Genomic DNA, 23,813 nt, shown 5'->3' with positions numbered 1-23,813 from the left:
CGCTCGCTGATAGTCCCGCTCTCGTTCAACATCCGAGAGTCTAGACCCAGAATCCAAGAGCGCGTACGCCACGCCCACGGTAACAATGGCGGCAACCGCCAACAGGAGCAGTACTGGGACGCGCAGCCGAGTCCGGATCATTGCTTCTTCTCCTTCTTCGCGTTACCAGCCTCTCTCGCGAAGACCTTGCATGTGTAGCCTGGCCACCACCATGTCGGCGGGTTGGCCTTCCGCTTGCGCACATACTCGAGGACAGCTTGATAGTCGGTATCAGCGCGGTAGTCCAACTGTGCCGGGTGCCCCTTCCCGAGCCCTTCGGACAGAGCCTTCGCAAGCGCGTCCAGCGATTCCTGAGTCGGCGCACCATTGTGGAACTTCAGATCGGGGATGGTTCTCCGCTCAACCTCCCCCGAAGAGTTGTTGTATCGTCCAAACTCATAGTACTCGGTGTGCCCAGTTGCTGGGTCCACGGCGATCACGCCGGCGTGACCGAGTGGTAGCACTGTCGGCCCAACGTGTATTGGATAGCCGACATAGTTGACGATGATCGCGTCAGTGCCACTTGGGTCTGCCCAGTCCAATGGGTCATTTGCCGAGTAGGCATACATGTTGTCGTCATTACCCGCGAATCCAATCGGGTCCTTCGCTGTCCATCTCCCCGCAACCGGGTCGTAGTCCCGCGCCCCGAACCGCACCAAGCCGGTCAGCGAGTCGGTGAGCCCACCCGCGAACCCCAGGCACGGCCCCGGTCCGCTGCTGGTGAGAACGTTCCCCCAGGCGTCGTAGTTCCACCAGGCGCGCACCGCCCCGTCGCTGGCCCGCACGAGTGCCCGCACGCTCCCTAGGTGATCGCTCACAACCCGGTATGCAGTATCCCCGCGCATCGCCAGGTCCGGGACGTGGGCCCGGGTGCCGTAGACGAACCGCCAGAGCAGCTTCCCGTCGCCGTCCAGCTCGGCGACCGGGCTCACGCCGTTCTCGTACAGCCACTGCCGCTCCATCACCCCGTCGATCTTGCGCGCCACGCGGCGGTTGCGACCGTCGATCAGGTAGTCAATCCGCTGGCCCGAGGGCAAGACGACTGTCACAAGGTTGCCGAGAGCGTCGTACGTGTAGCGCGTGGTGTCGGTACCGGCGACCTTCATGGACAGTTCGCCGTTCAGTGTGTACATGTAGCCCGTATCGCCGAGGCGGAGCAGGCGGTCCTGCGCGTCAACATCTGTCGTGATCCTGTCGCCGGCCCCCCCGGGGCCCTGCACCGAGTCGGGATTGCCGTTCGCGTCGTACCAGATCCGCTGGACGAGCAGCCCGCTCCGCCACACTTGCTCGAGCCGGCCGGCGATGTCGTAGCCGTACTCCCACGTGCGGCTCGAATCCACGGCCACATCGTCCAGTTGCTCGATTCGGCCGAGGGCGTCACGCTGCACGCTCTGCTGCAAGAGCACACTCGCTCCCGTGCGATACCGCAGGTTCACAAGGTCGCCATAGCCATCGTAGTCCTGCCGGCTGACCACCACTCCCGCCTGGGTGCTGTCCGGCAGGCCGTTCGTGCTCCGCGGAAAGACCCCAAGCGCGCCGGCCCGCCTCAGCAGACCGTCCCGGTCGTACGCGAAGCCGGCCGTATCGGTAGAACCGCCCGCCGTCACCGTCTGCAGGCGAGGCTGGAGGTCCGGGTTCCAATCCAGGGCCACGTTGCCCTCGACTGCCCCCGACCAGGTCTCGCTCGTTGGCAGCGACCCGTTGTAGCCGAAGGCAACCGTGGTAAGTGAATCCGCGCTCGTCAGGCTCGCGAGCTGCCCGGTCGACGGGGAGTAGGCTAGTGTGCTTGTTCCACGCGGCTGGGTGACGTGCCAGAGCCGGCCGCCGGCGTCGTAGTCGAGCTCGACGGTCACGTCCCCGGGCTGGGTGATCGTCTCGAGCTGGTGGTCGAAGTTGTAGCCGTATTGCGTTTCGCGATCGCCTGAGCCGGTGTCGGGAGCCCGGTAGAGCGTCGTCTGGTCCACTCCCGAGTAGTCGAACTCATGCAGTTCGCTGCCAGGCGGTCGCAGGGCCGTCACGTTCCCATTGGCGTCGTAGCCGAAGCCAACGACGCGTCCTCCCGGCAGGTCCTGCCGGAGGAGCCTTCCGGCGGCGTCGTAGCCGAACAGTACCGTATCCGGCTTGGGGCTGATCGCCCGGAAGACACGGCCGGAGTCGTCGTAGTCGTAGTGCCAGAGCCTCGCGCCCTGCGTCACGTCCTCGAGGCGGCCCGCCGCGTCGTAGCCCAGCGTGACGGTACTCAGACCGGGGATCGCGACGGTCAGCGGGCGGCCGGACTCATCCACCGTGGTTGTCACGGACCGCCCTTCGGGAGAGGTCGTCTGCCACGTGCCCGTCCCGGCGCTCAGCGCGAAGGTTGTCTGCCACGTCCCGTTCGAGTTGATCGAGACGTTCTCCTGCCATGTGCCGCCGGTCGCGCCCGGCGGGTCGAAGGAGGTCCGGCTGTACGGCCGGGTGAGGCCGATCCGGTGCTTGAGCCCGTTGGGAAGCACGACCGTCATCCCGGTGTCGATCGGCGCGAACATGCCAAAGCGGGGCTCCGGCCTGGGACGCCCGCGCACGGAATCCCCGGCCGAAGAAACCCCAGCGATCCATTGGCCACGATCGTCAACCGTATCCACGTAGAACGACTTGAAGCCCGAGGGATCCTCGACGGACTTCCGGAAATACCCATCGAACGATTGCCGGGCCACGTAGGTCGTGGTCCGTCCCAAGGCCGTCTCCACTTCCACCGTGCGCGTCGGGCCGGCTTCGCTGGCCGTCAGCGTCTGCACGCCGGAGGCGGGGTCGTGGTCCTTGTCCAGGCGACCTTCGTTGTCGTACTCGAACCAGTGCCGCTGATCCTTCGCATCGTAGAAGTCGGTCAGCAGTCCGCTGTCGGGATCATTGTAGAGAAGTCGGACGCCCTCGCCGTTCGGGTTGGCGACACGGCTCAGCAGGCCATCTTCCAAGTAGAGACTGTCGCACACCCCAAACGGGCCGCAGATGACCGTCAGGGAGGCACTTGGCCGCGTAATGACGGTCTGATTGTTGTCCGCGTCGGTCAGTTTCCAGAGCCGTCCCTGCCCATCGTACATGAAGGTCAGCAGGTCCGCACCCGTCATAGCATCAACGGTCCGCAGGTGGCGGCCCCGGGAGCTGAAGACGTAGCTCTCCCGACCGTCTTCGGAGGGCACCATGAACTCGCCGAGCGTCTTCGTGGGCAGAATGGTCGCGATGCGCGAGACTACGTTGTCCTCACCCACCCAGATGCCGCCGTCGCCGCCGACCGCCACGCCGCGCCCGATCGAGATGTGCAGCGGGGCGCCCGCAGCGGGGACAATTTCGCTCCAAACCCGTGTCCCCGATGCTCCAATGCCTGCGACTGGCACCATTGTGCCGTCGGCATCCCGGCGGTACAACCGTGCCTCCGGCGCACTGCTAACAATCAAGAGTCCACCATCGGGTGCGACGGTAAGTGAATACGGCCGGAAGTTCACGCTGGTGCCCGTGACATTCGTGAGCTGGCCGTCCGGCGTCACCTTCTTCACGCGTTCTCCGTCCGCGACATAGAGGACACCGTCCCGGTCAACGACTACGTCCCAGATGTCTCGAAGTCCGACGGTCGTGGCCCGACCTTCGAGATCCTGTGTGCTCAACTGTCCTGTTCCGGCAAAGGTGCGAATGATCCCGTTGGTGCCCACGCGGCGTACGCGCCTGCTTCCGCTCGCCTCACCGATGTAGATGGCGCCGTTCGGCCCCACGGCGAGGCCGCGTGGATCACAGAGTCGCGCGGCAAGGGCAGGCCCGCCGTCGCCATACCCGCCGGAGGTCACGGCGTGGCCATCACCGACGACAGTAGTGATGTGACCCGCAAGGTCTACTCGGCGCACGCGCTGCTGGTAGTTGAAGCTGCCGTAGGTGTCCGTATCCAGGATATACAGCGAGCCGTCGGGTCCGAACGCGATGCTATTTGGATCGTTCAGACTGACATCAACGGCCGCCTTTCCTTCATCGTCAGGGTCATAGTTTGTGCCTCCGTCGCCCGCCACGAGTTGCAGCTTGCCATCGGAGCGCAGCTTGTAGACTCTGCCGCCGGAGCTCGCGAACTTGCCGATCAGAATGTAGAGTAGGCCATCAGGCCCTGTGGCGAGATCGCGTGGCGAAATCTCTTCCGAAACAGCCGGATTGGCCTCATTGATTGTGTTGTTGTACGACTGGCCGTTGCCGGCGATCCGGTCGATCATCGGGTACATCGAGTCTCCGGAGCGGAGGTCACCGTCTCCGTAGTAGATCGCCCCCGACCCTGCCGGATCGTAGAAGTGGTGGGCAGAGAGCGTCCACCCCCCAAGGGAGGCCGAGCCGGTCCCTGGGGCGCCGATGCTCACGTTCTGTCGGGACCAACTGATGCGGTCTTCGTCACGGTTGCCAGTGGCGACAGCAGCGCCCCCGCCGCTCGTACCGGCATCGTCCATGGAGCCGCCTCCTCCACGAACCGTCATGGCATACGCGGCACCATACTCGTAGCCGACACCGACGCGGGCCGTGACGGCACCGCGAACGGCACGGTTGTAGTCGTCCAGCCCGTTCCAGACGACGGTTGTGAAGGTGGACGCCAGGGGCGGAGTCAGAACCTGCGTGAGGCGCTGCCCGGCCACGTCAACGACCACGTGGACCTTCCGCACCTGGGACGGCAGGCTGTCGCCGTAGAGCGGAATGCGGAGCTTGCGCATCGCCGCGTCACCCGGCATCCGGTAACTGCGGTAGTTGAGCGAGTACGGCGAGCCGGCCAGCGGGATCCGCTCTCCGAGCACCCGGTTCTCGCACTCAATGATCGAACCCTTGCGCACGGTCGAGCACGGGACCAACCCGAGGATGCGGCGAGCCCGCTGCGCGGCCGGGCTGCTCGAGTAGGCGAGCCAGGCCAGGTTGAGGTTGAAGTCCCAGGTGCTGAAGCGGTCGACCCGGACGCGCCACAGCGTATCGCCCGGCGCGTACTGCTGCGCCAGCCTTGCGCGTTCGGCCTCGTCGATACCCAGCGCGAGGAGCGAGTCGGCGTCGTCCGCGCCGGCCACCGTGTCGGCGTCGACCGACGCTAGGCCGTTCACGACATCGACGATCCTCAGCACGACGCCGTCCTCGCCTGCCTCCCACTGCCCCTTCGTGCGATCGTAGTAGCCTGAGGGAATGGTGGTGCCGAGGGGCAGGTGGAGGAAGTCCCGCACGTAACAGGCGACTGGAGTAGAGAAGCGCGTCTCGGGGGATGGATCGCCAGCAGGTGCCAGCGCCTCAGCCTCGTCGAGGCTCAGACTGACGCAGTACGTGTAGGCCGTGCTGGGCGGAAGCGCGGCGGGCATGGACTCTAACCCCCCGTCGCCGACCGTGTACTCCTTGGCGCGAACGCTGACCGAGCTTTCCAGCGTCACCGTGTCGCCGGGCGCGCGAATGACCTTCGCGCCAGTGCCGCTGCGGAACATCAGAGCGAGGCGCCGGTCGCCGTTCTCGTCGGATTCGAAGCGCGTATCGAACACGGTGTCCGCCGCGAGGCTGATTGCGTAGCGGCGAGAGCTTCTGCCGATCAGGGCCAGGCTGTCGAGCACGACGTAGTCGTTGGTGGCGACCTGCAGATTGCGCTGGGCCTCGAGGTAGCCGGCCTTGAGGAAGCGCAGCGTGACCACGCCGCCGCCATTGACCGCCAGATCGAATCGGCCGTCCTCGCGCGTAAGGGTCTGCCCATACTCCGAGTGGCCGAGCACACTGACGGCGACGTTTGGAAGCGGTCCGATGTCGCGCGCGAAGACCTTGCCGCGTAGGACAGCCACCCGGGCGGTGTCGAACGTACTGGCGGTTGCACCGGTTTGGAGTGGCGAGGCGCCCGTATACAGGAACTTGGTTGCGTCGAGGAACGTCGTCGCCTCCGTCGATGGCAGCTCGGGCGCGTCGACGACCTCGCTCAGGGCCGACTCGTTCGTCGGCACCCGGTTGACGTACCGCCAGAGGGACGTCACGTGTCCGAGCACGTCCGTCGCCCGGACCAGGATGCGGTTGGGTCCGATGTCTAGCGGGACATGCGCCTGGAAATGCCCCGAATCGCCAACGGCCACCTGATCGCCATCGACCTCGACCCTGGTCACCGTTGAATCGATCCAGTAGCCCGTAACCACGAGCGTATCCAGCGTGGTGTCGACGGTCGCCAGTTCCGTGGCCGGGTAGGTCACTTCCAGGGTTGGAGCCTGCGTGTCGCGAATGACCGTCCGCCGCACGGTGTCCGTGAGGCAGGCGCCGTTCATGCCCACGAAGGTGAGCGTCGTCTTGCCGTCTGGCGCGGGCAGCGCAACCGAGTCACTCCAGGCCCCGCTCGTCAGGGTCTTCTCCGCGCCGTCCACCCAGAGCCGCGTTCCGGTCTGGGTGTCGGCGAGTTGCACCGAAGCCAGGACCTTTGCAGCCTGCGTGACTAGTGAGTCGGTCGGGGCGAAGACGGCGAGGTCAGGCGCCGTCACGTCGGTACCGTAGAACTTGACCGACATCGTCTTTCCGGACTGCTGGCCCTGGAGCTTCACTTCGAGCGTGTTGTCGTCCTCCAGCGTCACGCTGCGGCTGATGAAAGCGCGACCCCGCGTCACTTCGCCGGGGAAGATGATCTGCGAGCTGTTGAGCCAGACCTCGGACTCGAGCGTCCGCGCATTGCCCGTCGAATCGACGTTTCCATTCGTCAGGACCATGACGTGGGGCGAGGCCGGCACGCCGTCGGCGATGCTGAAGTAGCGGGTGTACCACTTGTCCGCTGAGCTGCTGGCGCCGCTTAAGCCGGACTGAGAGGCCACCTGGAAGAGCGGTTCGGGCACCTGCGTGATGCGCAAGTCGAGCTTAGCGCCGGCACTGCCGTAGAGCGTCACCTTGAGCGTGGCGGTGCCCTTCGGTGTGATGGTGCGGCTGAGGAGTACGTTCGAGGCATCGACGTCGTGCGTGCCGAAGTACTCGACGCCGCCGTAGGTCACCCGGGCCGAGTCGAGCGGGTTCGAGGTACTCGGACGCAGGACCTCGAGCAGGAAGCGCCGGCCCGGCACGGCGATGGCAGTGCAGGTGTCAATGTGCGTCACCTGTGAACCACTGCTGAGCGAGTAGCGCTTGACGGTCCGGACGAGCAGGGTATCCGCGCAGGCGGCGGAGGCCTGCGGCGCGCCGGCCGGCCCGCGAGCCAGCAGGACGACCGTGAGCAGAGTGGCAGCGGCGAGGAGCGGGCGCAGGCGACGGAAGTTCGCGGTCATGGCGCTCACCTCCCCGCCAGGACGAAGCGCCGCGTGCGGGCCTGTCCGGCTTGGGTGAGCCTGGCGAAGAAGACCCCGGCCCGTACGCCCGGGGGCGTCGGCCACTGAAGCTGCATCTCGCCGGCGTGCTCGTGCTGACGCACGTCGCGCAGGAGGCGCCTCCCCTGCACATCGAAGAGCTCGAAGCGCGTCTCGGCCCGCGAGGGGACCGAGAAGGTCAGGTGGAGCACGCCGCCCTGAACGGCGAGCCCGCGAATGGCCAGCGGCGCCGCGGCCGGAATCTCCACCTGCACGTCGCCCGTGACCACGTCGAGGTCGGCGGTGCGGATCCGAAGCCGATAGCTGAGGATCTCTCCGGGCACCACCTCGTGGTCTTCCAGCACCAGCACACCCTTGTCGTCGCGGCTGAGCTCCCGGACCAGCTCCCACTCGTCGCCGGCGCCCGAGCGCTCGACCAGCACCGTGTACCGGGCGTTGGCCGATCCCAGCCATGAGAGGCGTACGAGGTCGGGCCAAGCTTCCGCCGCCTTGAGGTCGGGCAAGCCGCCGAGGCTGGCGAGCGCGGCGCTCAGTACCGTGCCATGGCCGCCGGCCTCGTCCTGGCTCCAGGAGACGAGCACGCCGTCGCTGAGGGCGAGCAGGCGTGGCCGGCGTTCGTTCAGCGCCGTCTCGGTGACGGCCAGACCGGTGGTCGGCCAGCCGGCGGATACCTCCCCGCTGCCGCCGAGGCGCACGAGACGAACGTCTCCCGAGGAAGAATCGCTCGCATACCCGATCCAGGACAGGTACGCGCCCCCTGTCCCGTCGAGCGCTAGGGCCGGACTGGATGCCGCTTGGCCCTCGCCGATGATCCGCCCGGCGCCTGGCCAGTTGGCTGGAAGCGTGCCGCCCGGCGCCACCCGCGTGAGAAACGCACGGCTTGAGTCGTCGTCGGCCTCGTACCAGGCCACGTAGGTGCCACCCGTGTCGGTGGCCATCGCCGCGGTCCGGAGCTTCCGCGCCGAATTGGCCAACTCCAATCCATCTGACGGCCAGCCCGCGGCAGGTTGACCGTTACCGTCCAGCCGCGCGAGCCGAAGTCGACTCAGCCCAGCTGATTCAGCGACCCAGCCGAGCATCATGCCTCCGGCTCCGTCGCCAGCCGCCACCGGCCGCACGGCATTCTGGCCCGACTCGACCACGACGCGGCCATCACTCGGCCAGCCCGGAGAAACCGAGCCATCGTCACCGAGATGGAGGATTCGGAGTTCACGCGCCCCGCTTCCACCCTGCTGCCATGTCAGCCAGGCGCCGCCAGAAGGATCACCGACGATCGCCGGGTCCGAGGCGGTTGCTCCGGAAGCCCCTACCCGCAGCCCGTCAGACGGGAAGCCGATCGCTCGCTCGCCGGATGCCGAAAGCTTCAGTAGGTAGACCGCGCTGCACTGCGGGTCGCGGTAGTCCTTCCAGGCCAACCACACTCCGCCGTCACTCGAGAGCGCCGTCGTCGGTTGCGTCTGGGTCCCGCGGGCCGCGCAGACGACGGCGCCGCCGTCGGGCCAGCCGGTCGCGGCGGAGCCGTCGCCGCCGACATGCTGGGCGCGCAGGTCACAGTCCTCGCCAGCCGATTCGATCCACACGACAAATGCGCCGTCGGCGCCATCGCCGACTGCGACCGAATACGTGGCGCGCAGCGCTCCCACGCAAAGACGGCCAAGCAGTGACTCATCGGTAATGGCTGTGCCGGTACTCGAGTAGCGCGCGCTGGGCACGGTGAATGACCGTCCCGTGCGAACATCCACGCACGCGGTGGCGCCGCTGGGAGAGGCAACGAAGGTCAACGCGCAGACGAATACATACGCCAGCGACCGCGCGGAGACACACACGCGCGGAGCGCAGGCAAGGCGGCCCAATTTCATGCTCGCAGCTCCCTGTGCCAAAGCGACGGCAGTGAACGACTCGTTCGACGACTGCGATTGTCTCGCGTCGGGGGCGCGTTGGCCGCAACGCTACTCCCCCGATGGAAGTACATCAAGGGGATCGATCAACGCGGGGCGACACACCTGGGCCCAAGTCGTTGTCGGAATGCGGTGCTTGCGATGGCGGCTCCGAGGTCGATCGCATAAGGCAAGTCCGTAGGGAACCGCGACGGTGGCGTATGGATCGCGGATGCTGTGAAAGCAGCGCAGACACTTCCGCGGGGACGGGCGCATCAGGACGCTGCTGCAATGCGTCCAATCGGCGGCCTTCGCCGCACTCGGAGCTTTCATTCATTCGCCGTCGAGACTTCGCCGAGGATTCTCAAGAATGTATGGAGGGCACGGAGCGAGAAGAGACCAAGTGCCAGTTGGCACCGCCGAGTCCGTGCAGTAAACCCGTGTGTCGTCGTACGCGGTCGCCTTACCTGTCCCAGGCAGCACGCACCGGAGCAGGTGCGAATCCTCAAACTATCGGGCCTGAGCCTGCTCAAGCCCCTCGAGCGCCCACGCGTGCCTACCATCATCGGCAAGCGCGAAGCCACTCCGCCCCCTGCAGCTTCCTCCTCACGCTCGGTGGCAGGGTCGAGAGGTCTTCGCACTCATGCCTCGGCGTCGAGCCTTGGCCGTCACGTGCCCAGGCCCCTACGGCACCGCAGCCGCCTGCACGGTCAGGTAGCCGAGGCTTTGACAAGGCGACCCGAGGTCGAGCTGGCGGACGTAGCTCTCCGTGTGCCCGGCTGCGACGGTCGGCGCCGTGAAGCGCACGGTGAACGTCTGGCTCTGCCCCGCCACGAGCGAGTAGGTCGTAGTCCCGATGAGGGACATCGGGGCCGGAGGGGTGTCGATGAAGTGGATCGAGCCCGCCATCGTGCCCGAGCCCCCGTTCGTGAGCACGAACGTCGTGTCCTTGACCTGCCCGGAGTGCAGCGTCCCGGCGGACAGGTTCGTCGTCGAGGCCTGGCAGGAGGGCGTCCCGCCGACGCCCACGCCGGTGCAAATGACGTAGTCGCGGACGCCACCCGCGGTTCCGGCACCGTTCATGGTGCAGCTGACGGGCATGGCGCAGGACTGCGGCCCCGGACGCGTCGGCGTGAAGCGGGCGTAGCGCACCTGCGTCCCGCCCGGCGCGAGGCCGAACAGCGCGCTGCCCACGACCTCGAACTCCGGGCAGGCCTCCGAGACGGCGCCGTCGGCGTTGTAGGTCGTGTCGTAGTTTTTGAGCGTGAAGGGCAAGTCGGCCGAGGAGCCGACGCTGACCTGGCCGAAGTCCAGCGGCGCGCTGATGACTCGCACCTGGCAGTCCCCGCCGTAGGTGAGCACGCCGGTTCCCCGGCAGACGATCGGCGAACAGCCACCCGGGGAGACCTTCAGCGTGCAGGCCTGCGCCCCGCCGCTCGAAGGGGTGAACTGGAGCGTGATGTACGCCCACTGCCCCGCCGACAGGCTGAAGCTCGGCGGATCGAGGAAGTGGAAGTCCACCCCCGCCCCGGTGATCGCGCCAGACAGCGTGCCGCCCCCGGCGTTCTGGATGCTGATCGTCCGATTGGCCGAGGAGCTGTAGTTGACGCTGCCGAAGTCCAAGAGCGTCGATTGGACGTTGCAGACCGGCGCCGCCGTCTGCCCCGTGCCGGTGGCGACGACCTGGCTGCAGATGCTGGCACCGGTCGAGAGCGTGCAGGCCTTGGCGCCGGCGCTCGCTGGCGAGAAGCGCAGCGTGAAGCTCTGGCTCTGGCCGGCGGTCAGGCTGTAGGCAGCCGTGCCGACGAGTGCGAACTCGGCCGCGGACTCGCTCATCGTGCCGCTCAGGGTCCCGCCGCCCGAGTTCCGGAGCATGAACGAGCGGTCGGCGCTCGAGCCGACGTTGACGCCGCCGAACGAGAGGCTCGTGGCGCTCAACTCGCAGACCGGCGTCGGCGTCGGGGCGGTTGGTGGCGGACTGGACTTCTTCGAACAGCTCCACAGGATGCCGAGGACGGCAAGCGCTAGGATGATGGGACCAAGCAGGCGGCGCATGGTCGGCCTCCCTTTCAGGACGCGGGGGCGGGTGGTGACGGGTTGGGCTTGGGTTCGCCGGTAGTCGGCCGGACGATCCAGGGCGAGCGTTCCAGTGAGCGCATCAGCGCTTCGCGATGGCGGTCGGAGATCCGTGCGTAGATGGCGGTCGAGCGGATGTTGCGGTGGCCGAGGTGGTCCTGGACGAACTCGAGCGACGCGCCGGCGTCCAGCAAGTGGGTGGCGATCGAATGCCGCAGCGAGTGGGTCGTCAGGCGATCAGGTAGTCCCGCGGCGCGCCGGTACCGGACGAAGCGCGCCTGGATCTGGCGGCGACGGAGCGGCCCGTGCCGGCCCGGGAAGAGCGGCGTGTCCGGCCCGCGGGAGATCCGGGCGAGGTGCGCACCCAGCAGCTCGAGCGCGGCGGCGAAGAGCACCTGTTCGCTCCAGCTACCGCCCTTCAGGCGCCGCACGAGCAAGCGGCCGCGGTCCAGGTCGACATCCCCACGCCGGAGGAGCAGCACCTCCCCCACGCGCAGGCCGTGGAGGTACATCAACGCGAAGAGCGTTCGGTCCCGGGGGTCCGAAGCGGCGGCGAAGAACCGTCTCGCTTCCTCCTGCGTGAGGTAGCGTGGCAGCTGCTGGTGGGGGTGAGGCTGAATGGACAACGGTGTGAGGAGTGAGAGTCCGCCTGCCGGCTCACTGCGCGAAATTGCAGAAGGGCGCAGTCGTTCGAGCTCGGCCCGCGAGAGCCCGTGGATTCAGGCTGCTTCGGGTTGGTTGGCGGGCAGCCCCGAGCCTTCCGGTTGGCTCAGGGGCGGCTCAGACGCAGCGAGATTCGGGGGTCATCGTGCCGCGGAGCCAGCAAGTGCGCAGTTCTGCAAGAGGGCGCACTCGACTTCCACTATCCTGACGCAGGCTGAAAGCCCCGTCAATGCCGAGTTCCACGCCGCCCGAGCGGCGTTGCCTTGAGCGAGCGGAGGGTACCGGTGAGTACTCCTCATCCGGAGTTCGAGACCTTCACCCGCGACCGGTTTGGGTTGCAGTCGTGGGTGCTGCGACGTCTGCCGCCGCTGTCCAACGACCGGGTCTTCCGTTTAGCGATCGCGCTGCTCATGGCCGAGGTGCTCTGCGCCCTCGGCGCGATCCCCGGCGTGCCCGCTGCTGTGTCACCGGTGCTGGCACTCGTGGGATTGGCGCTGCTTGGATGCGCCCACGCCGTGGTCCTGCTCCTGACCTTCGCCGGCGATGCGTTGCCCGAAGAATACGGGCGACTGGTCAACGTGCGCGAACGTCTTCATCCGATCACGATGGCGGCCCTCGTCTACCTCGTTCTCGCCCACGTCACGGCCTTCGCCACTGGTTACGCCGCGCTCCAGCGGCTCGATCCGAACACGTGGGCCGACGGCCTGCGCCATCCGTACCTTGCCCTGTGGGTATTCAGCTACCTGACGACGTTCACGATCGCCTTCGGCGATCTCCAGCCCGCCTCAACAGCGGTCAGGCTCCTGCTCGTCCTGCAGGTTGCGGCCTCGGCCACCATGCTCTTTGGGATGGTGGCGGTCATCGTCTCCTCCTACGTCGGTGTGCTCGACCGACGACGGGAGCTCCTCGCGGCGCTCCGCTCCCCGGAGGCGGCCGGCGGCACCAAGGCTCCAACAGGCGGCGATCAGTCCGCAGGTCGGAAGGAGGACGTGCCGGGCCAAGGGCCGACGCAGCTCGGCCAGGCCAGCACCCCGCAGGAACCGGCCCCACAGATCCAGGCGGGCGATGCTCAGGGTGGCCTCGCGGAAGACCGAGCCGGCCGAGCCAGTGTGCAGTCGGCGGAGGAAGAACGACCGATGCTCAGCGACCAGGTCGCCGATGACGTCGCGCGGGCCGGCGACGGTGACTCGAGCGAGTAGCCACTCGAAGTGATTGTGGCGCTCACCGGGCTCCCACAGGGGACCGGTCAAAGGATCGACCCAGCGCTCCGTCCGCATCCGTCCGAACACTCGCACGCGGGTGACGCCGGCGCGCCCGACGTGGTGGGCTGGATCGCAAAGATCGGCCAGGCCGTGAGCGAGTCGTCCGGCGGCGCGAGATCGCTCCATCGTTGTGCGCGCGGCGAGGAGCGCGCGAAGCTGGCCCTGGCACTCGGTGAGGCCATCGCCGACCTGCCGAACCGGATCGTAGCGCGACCGCTCGGCACCCAGTCGACCGATCGCCCAGAGGGTGTCAGGGCCCAGCGGGCCCGAGAAGGCCCGGATAGCGGAGAAGATGGGAAGCGCCTGTCGGTCTGACGGCGAAAGTGATGCGAACGCGAACCGTTCGATCGAATCGTGCGTACCGCGCAGCGGGCCGAGTGTGGTGAAGATGTAGGCATCCAGCATGCTCGCGGCCGGTGGAATGGACCGCTCACAGGCATTCTAGCAGGCCGACGCCAGCGACGGCCTGTGGACAACCCACGAGCCGCAGGTTCTCGCCGAACCATGCGTTCGCCGATCAGTGCCCCGTTGCTTCTCGTCCGCCGGCGAACACGTTCCCCACGAGCTCGACCGGTCGCGGCACGAGTGGCCCGGTGCCGCGTCCACCTCGCGGCGCGACCGTGAGTCGGTAGTGATTCCCGTCGGCAGCAATGATCTCGTAGATCCGACCCGCCGCACCGAACGGCGTCAGGTACAGCGCTACCGGACGAGCGCTGAGCGAACCGGTCGAGTCGCACAGGACCCAGTACCCAGGCGCCGGTTCGAATGGCGTCGCCGGGCTGGCGTACGTCGGAGGTGCTTCATGCTCGCCGGCGTACCGGTAGATGTGCCCATCCGCGGTGATGGCGTAGTCGAGTCGGTAGACCGCGGCCACCTCCGAGCCGGGGGTCCGTCGGGAATCGACTGCCGCGATCGTGAGCCACGAAAGAACTGCCCCTACGGCGAGGGTGGCAAGTAGGCGGCCGTGCATTGGGTCCTCCTTCGCTGGTCCATTCACCGGGCCGGGCACGCGGGCGAGCTTGGTGGCATGATGATCCTACTGATAGGGCTCATCAATCCAGTGTGTCTAACGATGTGGGGGCCGCGCGTGCAATCAACGACGGATGACCACCAGAGGGAGTTCGAGGAGACGGATCGCAGGAACCACCATCGGGGCCTGATTGCGCTGGCGGCGCTCGTGGTCGCAGCGCTCTGCGTCTGGCTGTTCCTTCAGCCATACTTCGTGCTCAGCCGCATCCGGCAGGCAGCAGAACGCGGGGATCGGGACGCCCTGGCCGAACTCATCGACTTCCCCGCGCTCCGTGGCAACCTCAAGGCGAGCTTCAACGCATCCGCTGCACAGAGCATGTCCGACCTGAACGACAATCCGTTCGCCGGCCTCGGGCTGCTTCTCGCTGGCGCGTTCATCGACCGCATCGTGGATACCTACGTGACGCCCAGCGGCATCGCCCTGCTGACCGCCGGTCAACGCCCCGACCCCGACGGTTCATCCCCAGGGCCGGATTCTGACCGGACGGTCAAGGTCGAGCAGCGCTACCGCAGTTCGTCGGTGTTTCTGGCCGTGGTCCACGCGGACTCCAGCCGTGAGGCCGACATCACCTTCGTGCTGCACCGACGCGGATTGGGATGGGTGCTGACGGACATCCGACTGCCCACCTTCGGCCGTGGGTCGCAACCGAATGAGGATCTCTCGAGTGTGGGTGGTAAGCGCTCGTCCTCACGGCGCACCGCCCGGCCCCACGACCGTTCGGCGCAGCGAGGCGGCGACACATCCACGCCAACCGATGTTCCGACCGTGGTGAGGGTGGAAGGAACGGACGAGCAGGTCGTCGTCGTGCCACCGACCGACGACGAGCTGCCCAAGTTCGGCGACTACGTCTATGTCGACGACTTGCCCGAGGCGATCACCCGCGTACCGCCGGTGTATCCCGACCTGGCGCGAGGGGCCGGGATCGACGGCACGGTGCTCGTGCAGGCGCTCGTCGGCAAAGACGGACGTGTCAGGGACGTGCGCATCCAGAAGAGCGTCCCCGCGCTCGATGCAGCCGCCGTTGCGGCGGTGAAGCAATGGGTTTTCAAGCCCGCGCAGTCGGAGGGCCGGCCCGTGGCCGTGTGGGTCGCCGTGCCGGTCAAGTTCTCGCTTCGGTAGGTGAGGCTCCCCACTCGTCGACCCGAGCTGCTCCGCGTCGGTTGAGGCCAGGTGGAATCCCAACACCACGGCACTGCGTTCGGCTGGCATTGCCTTGATGCCAAGCGCCGTCCATCGGGTCGGCGTCCCGACCATCGCTTGGATCGTTCGCCAGGTCGCGCCCGCCGTCCATCTGCCGACTTCACGAAGTAAGCAAACAGGAGCATGGCAAGTTGCGCCATGCTCCAAGACGTGCGGATGGTCCGCGCTGGACCGATCGCCAGGATGGCGACGACCCCAAGGAACATCAGGCCGACCGCGATGAGCCAGATACCCACTCGCGCGCCCGCCTCGGATTCGGCCGTCTGCATTCGGCCCAGAATGACGAGTACCAGCCCGTTGAGAACCGCGGCCACACCGATCGTCAACAACACAATACAGAGGAACTCCATGGCACTCCCCCAGTTCACCTGCCGAGCACAGCGCTCGGCATGTTTCTAGGGGTTGCCATGCATGTGGTCTAGTAGGTGGACGCTATAAGCTATCATACTACGATACACATGTCAATAGCGTCTTGAGTCTATTTGTCCACGTGCACTCCACCTTTGCTAACATGCACGCGACTGGGGACCGATTTGGCCACTGTTCGAAGCGCGAGATTGAACGCCTCGACGAGCTTGTTGAGCGGCGCTGCGCCAACCATCTTCTCGGTGTCAATGGCTTCAAAGGCCGTCGCGAACTCGGCGTTCCAGTTCACCATCTCGCGCAGTTGATCGAGCGTGATATTGCCATCGGTCAAGTAGACACACAGTCGCAGATACCGCAGCGCGTGTCGACGGTTCAGAAGGAGGGAGCCCTCTCTCAGGAGTGCTTTCGCCACCGCCACGAGCAAGTAGATCGCTGCAAAGACGAGGGCGGCCGATGTCGATGAACGGAAGATCGAGAAGATAAGGACACGAGTGTCGAGCGCCCCTACCGGCGGAAGTGCGGCCCCATGCGTGCTTAACTCCCATGCCCCAAACAGGAGCGTAAGCAGTGCAACCACATAGGTGAGTCCGCCGAAGATGTTCAAGAACACCGCGCGATGAGTAAGCTCTCGTTGGGCCTTCTCGACCAAGACGTCCGTGGCAGCATGTTTGAGCGGATTCGGTACGCCGTGCACCCGGAGCGCTTCACTCGCTTCGAGCAAAAGGTACTTCCGCGCGTAGACATCGCGACCGATGCCAATCCACCGTCCTGGTACCTTCGTTGGCGGGCCGTCCAACCAGGCGATGAACTCATTGAAGGCCTGTTGTCGCGCGGCCTTGTCTCGGTCCTGGACGTCCTGCAGGCCTTCTGTTTCTCTCATGAGCGGCCTCCTCCCACTACAGTGTCGAACAGAATTCGACATGTAGCAACCGCTGAATGTTGGACGGACTCCTCAATCGTCGGCTGTCCGAGAACGACCCGCGCACGAAGTTGCTCGCGCAAGGCGGTCGAAGACGTTGTAGGCTCATCTAGACCTTGCGGCCGCGGAGCACGAGTGAAAAGACCGCGACGTGTCCGCCGGCACGTGATCCCACAAAAAGAGGGGCCGTCCATCGCTGAACAGCCCCGGTGAAAGAACTAGTTGAGGCTGAGCCCCTCGCGGAACGCCTTCGTGAGCCGCAGGGTCCCGTCCATCTGGGCTCGGGGTTGCCGCTGGCCGATGACCGCCGTGAAGGCGTTGAAGAGGGCCCAGGCCGAGCGTGGTGCGAACTCGGGGTTGTCGAGGTCATCGAAGTGCTCGATGACCTTGGGCAGCTGGGAGGCCGGCAGGGCGCCGCACCGGAGCGCCAGGACCATCAGGTGGTGCGAGAGCGCCACGGAGAGGATCTGCCGCTTCATCTGCTCGATCTCGGCCGCCAAGATCTCCCTCATCGCCGACACGGACATCAGCATGTCGTAGATGAGGCCCGGCAGGTCGCGGAAGACGTGGGCGGTGTGCTTGCGCGAGACCTGCGTCTCGCCGTGGAAGGCGAGGTTGTCGCAGACGAAGACCCTGGAGCCTGCGACGAGCTGGACCGCGAGCGAGCGGTCGTAGCTGCTCCTCACCCCCACCGCGAGGCCCCAGTCGGCGACGTGGCCGTTGCGACAGGTGAGGACCCCGAACATCTGGTTGCCTTCGCGGGCGAGGGCGTAGCGCTCGTCCTCGACCCTGAGGCCGAAGCGCGGCAGGTGGAGGTGGATCTCCTCGATCAGCCGCCCATAGGGCACGGGGACGTAGGAGTCGGTCGGCTCGGGGACCTCCACTGAGGCAAGGTCCCCCCGGGTGGCGGACCAGCCGCCGCGGTGAACGACGAGTGCTTGAGTCACGGGTGCTCCTTCCTGTTCATGCGGGGGCGGGTTCAGACTCTGTCGGGTCGATCTCCTGGCCGACGGCCCAGATCACTTCGTGGACGTACTCCTCGAAGACACGGCCGGCCTCCCAGCGGATGCGCCAGCGCACTCGGTCCTCGCCCTGGAACTCGATCGTGGCGCCGTCGGCCAGGTGCGGGGCGAGCGCCAGCCACAGCTGCTTGGCCGCGTCGTCGTCCCAGTGGTCGCCCTGGAAGTGCTCGATGCTGAGCGACCATGCGTCCTCGCGGGGCGGGCTGCTGCGCTGCCAGGGAGCCACCTCGAGGTGATAGGGACTCAGTTCTCGGTGAGCGGTGACGATGGTCGTGGCCTCGCGGGCTGCGGCTTCACTGCGGCACATGAGGTTGGCTTCTTCCAGATCGACGGTGTAGCCCATTGGTGCCTCCCTCTCGTCAGAGCAGTTGCCGGGCGCGGAACGAGACGAGGCCCCGGCTCGCGACCAGGACGTGATCCAGGACGCCGATGCCGAGCAGATCGCCGACTTCGACCAGGCGCTTGGTGATCGAGAGGTCTTCTTCCGAGGGCTCGGGATCGCCCGAAGGGTGGTTGTGGACAAGGACGACCGAGGCAGCCGAGCTGACGACGGCGGGCTTGAAGACCTCGCGCGGGTGGACGATCGAGGCGTTCAAGGAACCGATCGAGACGGTCTCGATCCCCTCGACCTCATGCCGGGCGTTGAGGAGCAGCACGACGAAGTGCTCTCGCTTGGCCCGGACGAGCCGCTTGACGGCCGGCAGGTGGGCGACGTCGTCGGGACCACGGATGGGAACCGGGGAAGTGGTGCGGTAGCGGCGACGGGTGAGTTCGCGGACATACACGGGGTGACTCCTGCAGGGGCGGGCAAGAAAGAAGGGCCCCGAGCGAATACGCGCGGAGCCCCGATGGAGATGGAAGGAACGAAGAGACGGGGAAGGTGCGACGAGCCGCGGGGCGCAAGGCATTCAGCTGCCGTCCGTGGCCCCCGATGACACGCGACGACCGCCTAGGTCCTCACGCGCCCGCGATCTCGCCGACACCTTCCCTTTCAGCCAGTTGGAGTAACTGCTCGTCGGCCTGCATCGGCCAGGTACCGCGCCACTGCTGGCAGTGGGCGAAGTACTCGCACTCGGTGCAGCGCCAGGACGGGTTCGGGAAGAAATGCTCGGTCTCGATCGCGAGGGAGACCTCGCGGATCAGCCGGGCGGTCCAGGACAGGTCCTCGAGCGAGCGGGTGGTCTCGTGCCGCTCGAGCCGCGGCTTCGTGGTCTTGAGCAGCATGTCCAGCCGCAGGCGCGGGACCTTCCCCTTAAGGAGCAGATAGGCCAGCGCGTAGGCGGAGAGCTGCAGGTGCCGTTCGAGTCCGCCGGCTTCAAGTGTCCGGCCGGCGGTCTTGAGGTCCACGAGCACGTCATCGTCCTCGATAAGGTCGATGATGCCCCGCAGGCGCACCTCGAGCACTTCGCCGGTCTCGGGATCGGCGAGGTCGAGTTCGAACGGCTGTTCGACCGCGACCGGCTTCGTCCCATTGCAGGACTCCACGTAGAGCTGGAGCATGGCCCGTCCCTTCTCGGCGAGACCCTCGCGGGACTCGCGTTCGGAGAAGACAAGCGGCTCCACGTTCTGCGCGTACCAGTCGGCGTCGAAGACCTTCTGCACGTCGGGAAGCTCCGGCGAGCGTCCGGCGAGCCGTTCCTTGTGGAACCACTCGACGGCGGCGTGGATCGAGGTGCCGAAGGCCATGCCAGCGACCCGCCAGGGACGCGGGATCTTGTCCACGTATTGGAAGCGGTACTTGAGCGGACAGCCGAGGTAGGCGTTGACCTGGCTAACGGAGAGGACGCGTCTCGGCTCCATTGCCGCCTCCCGCGGTGGCGGGGACGGGGTTCAGGAGCCGGTCGATCATCTGCATGGCGCCGGTCTTGGTGATCTCGGCGAGCGAGTCGACGTCGAAGAGCTCTTTGATGCGCACCTCGGCGGCCTCGCGCTGGTAGCCCTGCCCCGCGAGGATGCGGAACAGGTACCGGCGCTGGCCCTCGGTCATCGGCTCGGGCGAGCCGCTGGCGTTGGATCGTGGAGCGGAGCCGTTGCCACGCGGGCGCGTGGTCGTGCGACTCGTGCCGTTGGGGCGCGCAGGGTGTGCACCCGGTCCGGGGCTCGGGGTCCGGTCGCGGCTGACGCCGTCCAGCTCCTCGGAGGAGACGACGCCCACATTGCAGGCGTCACGGAGGGCGCGGGCCTTGGCCCGGGTCTCGGCCACGCGGATCAGGTGCGGGGCAAGGAAGTCATCGACGTTGCCGGGATCGGCATCGCCCAGAGCTTCGAAGTGCCCGCGCTCCGTCTCGACCGAGGCCTTGACGATCGCGAGGCGGCCGTTGTCCTCGGAGGGCGTCAAGACGAGCGAGGTGGCGATGGACTTCAGGCCCTCGTCGTGCGCGAGCTTCAGCAGCTCGGCGTAGGCGATGGTCTCACGGGGTTCGGGCTCCCCGTTGGCCCGGGGAGCGGCTGGCTGAGCCCTCATGGGAGGACTCCTTGTCAGGGGGCGAGTAGTACGACAGCGGCAAGAGTTGTACTGCGTCAGGTAGCGTAGCTCGCGGCGTTCTTCCCCCGTAGAGAGGTGAACGCGGCGACGGCGGCGCATCGCTGTGGATAAGTCTCGAAGATCACGCTGCTGTCCAACAGAAACCGGACCGACCCACAAGGGATCGGTCCGAATCTAGGTGCTTGATGCGCCGGCGTGTTAGGCTCTTCGCTGGGCACGAAATCCAGGAACTTCCTCTCCAATCTCAATCGAGTGAAAGAACACGGCCACGATGGAGTTGACGTTCCGATACACTGTCTGCCCGGCCCTCAATGACACGGGCTCGAGCCCACCGTTGCCGTCTGAGAACGCCGGAGGCGCAATACGGGCTTCAATCCCGTGCCTCGACAGCCACCGCCTGATCTCCGTGACGACGAAGCCGTCCTCGTCGCCGGCATAAAGAACGACCTCCTCGAGCTCTCCCGACTGGGCCATCATACGATCGCCGCCCGCTCCGAGTTTCCCGTTACCTCGTGCACTGCGGCCGCGATCGCCGTCGAGTCCATTGACTCGGGAATCCATAGGCTCCGCTCCTCCCCACGTCCTTGGGGCGCCACCGCGTCCAGTAGACGTCGCATGAACCTATCCTCCTCACGAAGTCGCGTGTACGCCTCATTGCCGTCCAGCGTACTCCCTGTGGATAGTTCAATGTCAATATTACACCGTTCCATGAGGACTTTGAATAGCCCCATGTACGAGTCGCTCCAATCACGGTCCTCCGGAGTGCCCGTTAGGGCTACTGTCAGACCATCTCCATCACGTAGAGCGTCCAACGCCTCCGGGGACGTAATGGAGATCCTCCCGCTTGCTTGCTCGGAATGAAGGTGGGCAGATATTGCGGGTGCAAGTCTGGCCAGTTCGTCAGCCGGCGGGTTGAAGACGACCATGGTCTTGCGGCCGTTGGCCGCATCCCCATTGAGTGCGTGCCTGTACTCCATCTCGCGCTGGACGCCCCGCGCAGAGTGTCCGTTCAGGAACGGCCGGTGCACGTACACGAGATCGCTCTGTCGTACAAGCGCGTGATCTCGCTGGTTGATCTGCCAGCTGATCTCGTTCCGGAGGGCGAACACCAACCCGCGCTGCACAGCTCTGTCAGCGTGCTTCGGATGCTCCATCGGCCGTTGAACAATCTCATGCCAGAGTAGCTGCTCCGCAGGAGTGACCTTTGGCCACCGTGGGCCCAGAGAGCGATCGAGGGGATACTCACCAGCTGGCTGCGCAAGAAACCGATACTCGTCAATCGAGGTGGGCTCAAATACAACCAGACCCCGAACTGCAAGTTCAGTTGCGATGCCCTCGACTTCAGCAATCTGCTCACGTGCCACGCTATCGAGCGCACCATCTGCAAGGGACGCCTTCCGGATCGACGAAATGTGGTGGGAGAGATAGACTGTCGTGTGACCGCCTACAACCAACCGATGAAAGATACCAAGAGGGTGTTTGACCGCGAAGACGAAGCATGGGCAAGGGAACATCAGTGCCAAGTGGTGAGCGAACGCTACCTCCTGGGAACGCCAAGTGAGCATTCCCTGAAGGGCAAGCTCCTGACCATACGGTTCCCGTTCATTCCCGGCGCGAATGAACGTGATATCCGACTGGGGCAGCCGCGAACGCATGTCGTAAATGTCGTCGATCAGGACGACGACTTGGCGGACATGGCCAGCTAGGCGGGAGTGAAGAGACCTCACGTCGACCGGGGAGTAGAACTCGAAGTGAAGCGGGTTGAAGTACGTCCCGTACAGCACAAGCAGGACGTCTCTGGTCTTGGACGCGTCAATGGCGCGAATCGCGACGGACTCCAGCGCCTCCCGCCAAGAAGCGGCGAGTTTGTGGTGGCCGAGCGCGGCAATGAGCTGCATGGAAGGCCGTCGTGGTAAAGCGTCGCCGTCTTCGTCTTTCAAGTTCAGCGCCAGACATGCTTCCTTGACTGCTGCGTCGAGGTCAATGAGCAGGCATTGCCCCGACTCGGGCGCGTTGCTCGAACGCCACCTGAGGTACTTCTCCAAGCTCTCGGTGCGCCCCGTGCCAGGCGCGCCGAAGACCAGAGTGATTCGAGCGCCAGGATTGACTGCGGCGGTAGGCGGCATCGCAGCGGCCACGACATTCCTCCACGACTGAGCGAACAACAGACCGGCAGACTACCACCGTCAGAGGCTCGGTCAAGCGAAGGCGAGGCGGGCGAAGCGCCAACTCGGGCGGCGGGACCTACCGAGCTAAGGGCAGACTAAGTGCCGTAGTCGTGGATGCTGCCACTGCGATCGCCAGCGCGTCGAACATGTGCAGCCAGTACTTGTCCCGCGGCCGGAGACCGAGGGCAGCCCGCGCCGGTCGCTTCGGGACGAGTTGGCGAAGATGCCCGAAGCCGTGATCGACGAGGTGCTCGGCGACATCGACCTTGTTCGCGCGGGGATTCCCAGTGACGCGCTCTCGGATTGCCTCTGGCGACAGCTCGACGACATCAATCCCCAGTTCCTCGGACCGGTCGCGGAGCTCGTCGGCGATGACGTTGAGCAGATGCGACCGCTTCGTCGGCAAGTCGAACGGCTGCTCGATCGCCACTGCGTCCGGGTCATGTTCTTCGATCAGGTTCAGGACGAGCTGCTTGGCCAGCCCGATCGCTTCGTGGTGACGCTTGCCGTTGGGCAATGTGCGCACGCCGAACCAGACGAGTGCGCGGCCGCGCAGGACGACAAGGCCCATTTCGCGGGTGCCGGGATCGATGCCGATGACGGTCTTGGGGTGCATGAAGGTAGTGGAGTTGAGTGAATCGAAAGGGTGCCCTCCCGAGAGCCGCCGGCCTTCTCCCCTTGCAGGTGCGATGGCCGGGTGCGGTGGCGCCGGGGCAAGCCTGACGCGCCAGTACTTCAGCCGGATCTCCGGCTGCGGGAGGGCGGGTGCGTGACCGCCTGGTGGTGCCACGCAAGGCCGACGGCATCGAGGTCGTTCAGCCAGTAGCGCTCCTTCCAGCGCCGGTCTTGCGTGAGCAGGAGACGCAGCTGCGGGAAGCGGTGCGCGACGATCACCGCCGCCTGGCTCTTGGTCGCCTTGCCGTTGCCGGCGACCGTCTGGCGTACGGCCTGTGGCGCGTAGGTGTGAAGCGGGATGCGCCAGTGTTTCGCGATGCGCCGGGCCGCGAGCGTGATGCGGTGGAGATCATTGAGCCACGGCACCGGATGGCGGTAGGTCTTCTCCACGACGAACGCGCCGGGCCGATGTCGATTCACGAGCCGGCCCATCCCCAGGGTCGCTTCGCGGAGTCGCCGATTCTTTGGCAGTGCTCGAAGAGGGATGACGCCGTGCTCAAGGAGCCGGCGGCCGGCGAGAACGGCGTAGCCGAGTTCTCGGGTGCCAGGATCGATGGCGAGGATGGGACGGTTAGGGTTTCGGGGCATGGGCGTGGGACTTGAGGAGGTAAAGAAAGAGGGCCTTCCGACTTTCGTGTGGCTGAGAACAGCGGCTTGATGGCCTGATAGGCTGCGCGCGGACCCTGACCGCGAGGACGCGCGATGACGATCGACAGCCGGACGCTGTACGCGACACTGCTGGGCC

17 protein-coding genes are annotated in these 23,813 nt (G+C 66.2%); 3 read left to right on the top strand and 14 right to left on the bottom strand.

Features of this window, described 5'->3' with window-relative positions:
* Positions 1-137 precede the first annotated feature (137 nt).
* The 4 genes from IT347_01785 to IT347_01770 all read right to left on the bottom strand — a co-directional run bounded on the left by IT347_01785 (position 138) and on the right by IT347_01770 (position 11,904).
* Positions 138-7,286 (bottom strand): hypothetical protein, encoded by a 7,149-nt coding sequence (locus tag IT347_01785; protein ID MCC6348308.1) that lies wholly within the window; start codon positions 7,284-7,286, stop codon positions 138-140.
* Positions 7,287-7,291: 5 nt separating this feature from the next.
* Positions 7,292-9,184, bottom strand: a complete 1,893-nt coding sequence (locus IT347_01780; GenBank protein MCC6348307.1) for a hypothetical protein — start codon at positions 9,182-9,184, stop codon at positions 7,292-7,294.
* A 702-nt stretch (positions 9,185-9,886) separates the two neighbouring features.
* Positions 9,887-11,257, bottom strand: coding sequence for a choice-of-anchor D domain-containing protein (locus IT347_01775; protein MCC6348306.1), 1,371 nt, complete (start codon positions 11,255-11,257; stop codon positions 9,887-9,889).
* A 14-nt stretch (positions 11,258-11,271) separates the two neighbouring features.
* Entirely contained in the window at positions 11,272-11,904 is a 633-nt protein-coding gene (locus tag IT347_01770; protein MCC6348305.1) for a tyrosine-type recombinase/integrase, read from the bottom strand.
* A gap of 321 nt (positions 11,905-12,225) precedes the next feature.
* Here IT347_01770 and IT347_01765 point away from each other — a divergent pair, with 321 nt between their 5' ends.
* Together IT347_01765 and IT347_01760 are read left to right on the top strand one after the other, a co-directional pair.
* Positions 12,226-13,140 carry a hypothetical protein gene (locus IT347_01765; protein MCC6348304.1) on the top strand — a complete coding sequence of 305 codons (915 nt, stop codon included), beginning with the start codon at positions 12,226-12,228 and terminating at the stop codon, positions 13,138-13,140.
* Positions 13,141-13,149: 9 nt separating this feature from the next.
* On the top strand, positions 13,150-13,518 hold the full coding sequence (locus IT347_01760) for a hypothetical protein (protein ID MCC6348303.1): 369 nt from the start codon (positions 13,150-13,152) through the stop codon (positions 13,516-13,518).
* A gap of 202 nt (positions 13,519-13,720) precedes the next feature.
* Here the strand turns inward: IT347_01760 and IT347_01755 are convergent, their stop codons facing one another.
* Positions 13,721-14,077, bottom strand: coding sequence for a hypothetical protein (locus IT347_01755; GenBank protein MCC6348302.1), 357 nt, complete (start codon positions 14,075-14,077; stop codon positions 13,721-13,723).
* A gap of 153 nt (positions 14,078-14,230) precedes the next feature.
* Here IT347_01755 and IT347_01750 point away from each other — a divergent pair, with 153 nt between their 5' ends.
* Positions 14,231-15,352, top strand: a complete 1,122-nt coding sequence (locus IT347_01750) for a TonB family protein (protein MCC6348301.1) — start codon at positions 14,231-14,233, stop codon at positions 15,350-15,352.
* A gap of 559 nt (positions 15,353-15,911) precedes the next feature.
* Here the strand turns inward: IT347_01750 and IT347_01745 are convergent.
* The 9 genes from IT347_01745 to IT347_01705 all read right to left on the bottom strand — a co-directional run bounded on the left by IT347_01745 (position 15,912) and on the right by IT347_01705 (position 23,656).
* The gene (locus IT347_01745; protein ID MCC6348300.1) at positions 15,912-16,679 is read right to left on the bottom strand and encodes a hypothetical protein; all 768 of its coding nucleotides are present in this window, start codon (positions 16,677-16,679) and stop codon (positions 15,912-15,914) included.
* 257 nt (positions 16,680-16,936) lie between these two features.
* Positions 16,937-17,665: a DUF932 domain-containing protein gene (locus IT347_01740; protein MCC6348299.1), complete on the bottom strand. Its 729-nt coding sequence runs from the start codon at positions 17,663-17,665 to the stop codon at positions 16,937-16,939.
* A 16-nt stretch (positions 17,666-17,681) separates the two neighbouring features.
* A complete protein-coding gene (locus tag IT347_01735) occupies positions 17,682-18,047 on the bottom strand; it encodes a hypothetical protein (protein MCC6348298.1) in 366 nt (121 codons plus the stop codon).
* A gap of 52 nt (positions 18,048-18,099) precedes the next feature.
* Positions 18,100-18,648 carry a hypothetical protein gene (locus IT347_01730; GenBank protein ID MCC6348297.1) on the bottom strand — a complete coding sequence of 183 codons (549 nt, stop codon included), beginning with the start codon at positions 18,646-18,648 and terminating at the stop codon, positions 18,100-18,102.
* 49 nt (positions 18,649-18,697) lie between these two features.
* The gene (locus tag IT347_01725; protein MCC6348296.1) at positions 18,698-19,540 is read right to left on the bottom strand and encodes a PD-(D/E)XK nuclease family protein; all 843 of its coding nucleotides are present in this window, start codon (positions 19,538-19,540) and stop codon (positions 18,698-18,700) included.
* The gene (locus tag IT347_01720) at positions 19,512-20,204 is read right to left on the bottom strand and encodes a hypothetical protein (GenBank protein MCC6348295.1); all 693 of its coding nucleotides are present in this window, start codon (positions 20,202-20,204) and stop codon (positions 19,512-19,514) included. Before IT347_01720 ends, IT347_01725 begins: the two co-directional genes overlap by 29 nt.
* Before the next feature lie 494 nt (positions 20,205-20,698).
* Positions 20,699-22,363: a hypothetical protein gene (locus IT347_01715; GenBank protein MCC6348294.1), complete on the bottom strand. Its 1,665-nt coding sequence runs from the start codon at positions 22,361-22,363 to the stop codon at positions 20,699-20,701.
* A 106-nt stretch (positions 22,364-22,469) separates the two neighbouring features.
* Positions 22,470-23,009: a crossover junction endodeoxyribonuclease RuvC gene (locus tag IT347_01710; protein MCC6348293.1), complete on the bottom strand. Its 540-nt coding sequence runs from the start codon at positions 23,007-23,009 to the stop codon at positions 22,470-22,472.
* A gap of 119 nt (positions 23,010-23,128) precedes the next feature.
* On the bottom strand, positions 23,129-23,656 hold the full coding sequence (locus IT347_01705; GenBank protein MCC6348292.1) for a crossover junction endodeoxyribonuclease RuvC: 528 nt from the start codon (positions 23,654-23,656) through the stop codon (positions 23,129-23,131).
* Positions 23,657-23,813 lie beyond the last annotated feature (157 nt).

This window comes from Candidatus Eisenbacteria bacterium (assembly GCA_020847735.1).
GTDB lineage: Bacteria > Eisenbacteria > RBG-16-71-46 > RBG-16-71-46 > RBG-16-71-46 > CAIXRL01.
Note: the sequence above shows the minus strand (reverse complement) of the source record. Positions and strands in the feature narration are given on the sequence as shown.